Below are 4306 nucleotides of genomic sequence, written 5' to 3' on the forward strand. Positions count from 1 at the left end.
GCCACGAGCGTGGTGACCATGGTGGACCAGCGCAGGAACACGCCGCACGTCGCCACGGCTGTTCCTGCGACGATCGCGCCGACGGCCATGACCACGAAGTCCGTGTTCTGGTACACCGGCCAGAACGCGGCGACGCACGCCGCCATCATCACCAGCAGGTACCCGGTGCCGATGGCGCGTTGGATCAAGTCTCTCCGGCTCATGCGGCCCTCGATCTCGCCAGGCTCGAGCGCAGGTCGTCGAGGTAGCCGATCGTGAGGATGCTGAGCTCGCCGACCCGGCGCAGCCCTGGCGCCTCCTCGGGAAGGCACCGAACGGCGACGACCTCGGTGCCTGCACGGAACATCGTCGCCGCGTGCCGCAGCTGGGCCGTCGTGACGGCGGACCCGCAGACCAGGAAGGCGATGGACACATCGGGTGTGGTGTCGGCGGCCACGCGGGCGACGTCGGTGATCCGCAACGCTGAGGTGAGGCGCTCGACGCGGCAGAGGGCATCCAGGAGCCGGGTCGGCGTGACGCTGTCGAGCTTGCGCACGTCGTACACCGGGGTCTTCGCGAAGTCCGGCGTGCGCTCGCTCACCACGAACGACACCGACCGATCGTCGCGCACGGCGCGAACACCGAGCGACGCGGCGGCGCTCACGGCGAGCTCGAACTCTTCGTCGGTCGCGAAGTCGCTCTCCGCCAACGACAAGGCCAGGAGCAGATTGCTGCGCCGGGTCTGCTCATACTGACGCACCATGAAGTCGCCGGTCTTCGCCGTGCTGCGCCAGTGGATGTGCCGGCGCTCGTCACCCTGCGTGTACTCGCGCAGCGCGTGGAACGACATGTCACTGGTCGTCAGGTCACGCGTCGAATTGCCCTCGAGGTCTCGCACGAGTCCCGTGCTCATGCTCGGGATGGCTATGGTCCGCGGATGCACGAACAGCTCGGCGGTCTGCTGCCAGTCCGTCTCACGGCGCAGAAGCCCCACAGGGTCGGCGCGTACGGAGCGCACGGGACCGATCGTCACCACCCCACGTCGCGGCGTCGGCACGAGGAACACATCGCGGAACTCCGCGTCCGGCCGGAGCCCAGGCACCGCGAACTCGGCGACGCCCTCCCCCACCGGAACCTCGATGCGAGCGGCGAGCAGGCCCCGTCTCGTCTGGTTCGAGACCACCACGTCTACGGGTGCCGGCGTGCCCACCACGACCCGGGGTGTCGGCAGCTGCAGCTCGGCACGGTAGGCGACCGAGCCGAGGAGGTACAGCACCGCGACGAGGAACAGCGCGACGCCGATCCACGCGAACAGCACCGCTTCCGACCATCCGGCGACGTAGCCGGCGATGAATGCGGCGATCGTCACGATCCCCACGAACACCCCGGTGATGGTCGTCACCTCGCTGACCCTGCGCCACGCACGCGCGCAACCGCTCGCGAACGTGCGCCACAGCCGAACGGCCGTGACGATGGCATCCGCGAGCCTCCCTTCGCGCGCGCCGACGAGCCGGGTGCGCGCGTTGTCGAGCCCGGTGTCGCTGCCGGAGTGGTCGAAGCTCACACGGCCGTCCCATCCAGAGGCGGAGGCGTCTCGAGAACGACGTTCGCGACGATGCTCTGCGGCGTGACGCCGTCGAACTCGGCCTCCGGGTCGAGCACGATGCGGTGCGACAGCACGGGCTCCGCGAGCGTCTTCACGTCGTCGGGCACCACGTAGGAACGACCCATCGCGGCGGCGTACGTCTTCGCGGTACGGATGAGCGCGAGCCCGCCACGCACGCTGACCCCGAGCCGCACCTCGTCGGCGTTGCGCGTGGCATCCACGAGCTTGGACACGTAGTCGTTGATCGCCGGGTCGACGTGGACGGCCCTGGCCAGCTTCGACATCGTCGTGACCATCTCGCCCATCACGACGGTGGGAAGCACGGTGTCGTGCGCCGGGTGGTCGGCGCCCTCGAGGATGCGCACCATCGACGCGTGATCGGGATAGCCGATGGATGCCTTCATGATGAAGCGATCCAGCTGCGCCTCGGGCAGGCGGTACGTTCCGGCCTGCTCCACCGGGTTCTGCGTGGCGATGACCATGAACGGCGGGGCGAGGCGGTGCGTGACGCCGTCGACGCTGACCTGGCGCTCCTCCATCACCTCCAGGAGCGCGGATTGGGTCTTCGGGCTAGCCCGGTTGATCTCGTCGGCGAGCACGACGTTAGCGAAGACCGGGCCCGGGTGGAACTCGAAGTCGCCCGCCCGCTGGTCGTACACCCCGACGCCCGTGATGTCGCCTGGCAGCAGGTCGGGGGTGAACTGGATGCGGCTGCTCGTTCCCGAGATCGTCTCGGCGAGCGCCCGCGCCAGCGACGTCTTGCCGGTACCGGGCACATCCTCCAGCAGGAGGTGCCCCTCGCTGAGCAACGCCGTCACCGCCAGCCGGATGACGTGGGTCTTGCCCAGCAGCACCCGTTCGACGTTGGTGACGATGGCGTCGACGGTGCTCTGGAACCAGGCTGCCTGGTCGTCGGTGAGCGGGTTGAGCGGCTTCGTCGCGGTCGTCGGCGCGTCGGTCATGATGCGGGTGCTCTCCTCGTGCGTGCTCGTCATGGTCTGAACGTGTTGGTGTAGGTCGTGCCGTTCGCGGTGACCGAGGCGGTCAGTACCGGGAACGGATTGGTCGTCGTGCAGCTGTTCCCGGAGATGGTGCCGTCGGTGCAGGTGATGGTGGAGCCGGCGGATGGGAGCGGTCCGGCGGTCCAGGTGAACGTACCGCCTGGGCCCGACGGGGCGGCCTGGAAGGTCACGTTCGCCAGCGTCACCGCGACGGTCGGGGTGGTCAGTGCTCCGGTCCAGGTCGTGTACGTCGCACCGTTCGAATAGGTCACGGTCGCGCCGACGTAGACCGTCATGCCCTGCCCGTACACGCTGGTATCGGGTATTCCGATGTGGTCGCCGGGATTCACGGCGGTGGGATTGCTGTGGTCGGCGCTGAATGAGTACGAGTACGAGACCTGTCCGCCGGGGTCGACCGTGGCGGATGCCGAGGCGAGCGTCGGCAGGTACACGCCGGTCGTCCGCCCGTTGTAGTCGGTCGGAGCGGCGGCGCTGAACGAGGCAGACACGTTGCGCGGAGCGTTGTGATACACGGCCGATACTGCTGCGCTTCCCGACCCGGCGGAGTTGGTCGCGGAGACCGTGAACTTGATCGTGTCTCCGCCCGTGAACCCGCTGCAACTCGCGGACGTGCTCTGTACGTTGACCGGCTGGCACGTGCCCTCGGTCGGCGTCAGAGTGAGGCCGGTCAGGCCGGCGCCGTTGGGGTCGACGGCCCAGGTGACCGTCGCGTTGCCCTGACCGTCGAATGCCACCGACGGCGCGCTGACGATCGGCGGTCCCGCCGGGGTGCCGGACGTGGATGCGGTGTTCCACGCAGGTTGCTGCCCGTAGAACGAGTTCACGGCGGCAACCGTCACCGGGTAGCTCTGCCCGTTGGTCAGGCCGGAAATGGTGTACGTCGTGGCACTCGCACCTGCCGTGTACGTCGAGGTCCCGACGGTGATCTGGTAGCCGGTGACCGCGCTGGCTCCGTTGCCGGGAGCCGGCGGGGTCCAGCTCAGCGTGAGCCTGCCGTCGCCGGGGGTCGCCGTCAACCCGGTCGGCGCCGCCGGCACGACGTTCGACCAGACGAGGTCCGGGTAGGCGACGGCATCCGATGTGCCCATCGCGTTCGTCGCCGTCACCTGCACCTGCACGGAGTTCTGCGGTCCGTTCCCCGGAGTCTGCACCGCGCACGTCGTGGCGTTGCAGTTCGTCGATCCGACGACGCTCCCGCCGGACAACAGCGTGACGGTGTAGCCGGTGATCGGCGCGTTGTTGTCGGCCCCGGCATCCCATGCCACGGTGATCTGCCGGTCGCCGACGCCGACGATGCGCACGTTCGACACCGGATCCGGCCGATCCTCGACCGAGATGGTGACCGTGCCCCAGGTGTACCTGGCAGGGTCTCCGGTCGCATCCGCCACCTCGTACTGCAGCGTGGCGTCCGCCGCCGCGGCGGTCGACGACACCGAGATCTGGAGCTCCGAGTTGTCGGCGCTCGGCGTGATGCTCACACCGTCGGGCAGGCCGCTGCCCAGCCCGCGCACCGCGATCACCCGGAGCGGTTTGCCGGGGAACGGGTTCGTCGCGCCGTCGTTCGCGAGCACGTCCACGGTCGTCGTCTGGCCGCGCGGGGCGATGACGCGGTCCGGTTGCGGGCTCGCCAGCGGGCGCGTGGAGGGCACCACCGAGATGTCGATGCGCCCGGCCTGACCGGCGTTGACGGCGTCCTTCA

Annotated in this window: 4 protein-coding genes; all 4 read right to left on the reverse strand. The window is 69.2% G+C overall.

Annotated features, from left to right (window positions below):
- The coding region (locus tag ACTHNC_RS15500) for a hypothetical protein (RefSeq protein WP_440295518.1) at positions 1 to 203 on the reverse strand (203 nt) is incomplete at its 3' end.
- Positions 200 to 1543, reverse strand: coding sequence for a DUF58 domain-containing protein (locus ACTHNC_RS15505; protein ID WP_440295519.1), 1344 nt, complete (start codon positions 1541 to 1543; stop codon positions 200 to 202). The genes ACTHNC_RS15500 and ACTHNC_RS15505, both read right to left, overlap by 4 nt.
- Positions 1540 to 2547 carry an AAA family ATPase gene (locus ACTHNC_RS15510; RefSeq protein WP_440295521.1) on the reverse strand — a complete coding sequence of 336 codons (1008 nt, stop codon included), beginning with the start codon at positions 2545 to 2547 and terminating at the stop codon, positions 1540 to 1542. The genes ACTHNC_RS15505 and ACTHNC_RS15510 overlap by 4 nt, the downstream gene beginning before the upstream one ends.
- A gap of 29 nt (positions 2548 to 2576) precedes the next feature.
- The coding region (locus ACTHNC_RS15515; RefSeq protein WP_440295520.1) for a fibronectin type III domain-containing protein at positions 2577 to 4306 on the reverse strand (1730 nt) is incomplete at its 5' end.

The organism is Humibacter sp., from assembly GCF_051954055.1.
Lineage (GTDB): Bacteria > Actinomycetota > Actinomycetes > Actinomycetales > Microbacteriaceae > Humibacter.

Excerpts from the sequence above, each read along its gene's own strand:
- ACTHNC_RS15510 (WP_440295521.1), bottom strand. The coding sequence starts at position 2,547 with ATGACCGACGCGCCGACGACCGCGACGAAGCCGCTCAACCCGCTCACC.